The sequence below is a fragment of the Streptomyces endocoffeicus genome (assembly GCF_016741935.1).
In the GTDB taxonomy this organism is placed as follows: Bacteria; Actinomycetota; Actinomycetes; order Streptomycetales; family Streptomycetaceae; genus Streptomyces; species Streptomyces endocoffeicus.
Genome location: NZ_JAERRG010000167.1, coordinates 1 through 1,025 on the forward strand (window position 1 = coordinate 1; position 1,025 = coordinate 1,025).

1 protein-coding gene is annotated in these 1,025 nt (G+C 65.1%); it reads left to right on the forward strand.

Features of this window, described 5'->3' with window-relative positions; genetic code table 11:
- A partial coding sequence (locus JK364_RS54395) for an LLM class flavin-dependent oxidoreductase (protein WP_201858875.1) occupies window positions 1-1,025 on the forward strand: 1,025 nt, incomplete at both ends.

Below are 1,025 nucleotides of genomic sequence, written 5' to 3' on the forward strand. Positions count from 1 at the left end.
AGTTCCGAGCAGCATGTTGCTCTGGGTACGGCTTCGGTCTCCGCTCCGGAGGTGCTTTACCCGTACCTGATGGCTCTGACGAGCCGGATGCGGTTCATCCACCTGGTGACGCTGCTGCCGACGCGGATGAACCATGCGCTGCGCGTCGCGGAGCGTGTGGCGACCGAGGACATCCTGTCCAACGGCCGTGTCGAGCTTGGTACCGGGCGCGGCAACACCACGCTCGCCCTGCGCGCGTTTGAGGTGGACCCTTCCGAGAACAAGGCTCAGTGGCGTGAGGGCATCGAGCTGATCCGGAGCGCGTTCCTCAACGACGTGTTCTCGTACGTGGGCGAGCACTACAAGGTTCCGCCGCGCAGCCTGGTCCCCAAGCCCCTGCAGGGTCCCTACCCGCCCATTTCGGCTGCCGCCGGCAGCCCGAGCTCGGTCGAGACGGCCGCCTCGATGGGTATCGGCGCCATCATGGGCGGCCTCTACCTCGGGTTCGACCTCGTCGAGAACATGGTCAAGCTCTACGACGACACTCTCGCCGCCACCAACCACCCCTACCCGATCACGCCGCGCAAGATGGTCGCGGTCGCCGGTGGTATGCACTGCGCCGAGACCACTGCCCAGGCCCGCCTCGAGGCGAAGCCCCTGTTCGAGATGGCCAAGCTGTCCACCGACGCATATGAGCGCCTGTCGAAGCTGTCGAAGGACTACGCCTACATGGGCGCTGTCAAGGACATCGACTTCAACGACGAAGAGTACATGTTCGAACGCTCCCAGGGCTTCATGGTCGGCGACCCCGAGCACTGCATCGAACACGTACAGCGATACGCGGACATGGGCGTCGAAGCACTCGTCCTACGTGTCGACAGCCTGCCCCACGACCAGCTGATGCGCTCGATCGAACTCTTCGGCAAGTACGTCATCCCCCGCTTCAAGCACCCCCGCAACGTCGTGCGCCCGGCCGACGACATCCTCGCCGAGATCCGAGCCGCCCGCCCCGCCCACGAAGAAGCACTCCGCCAGTTCAACGACAC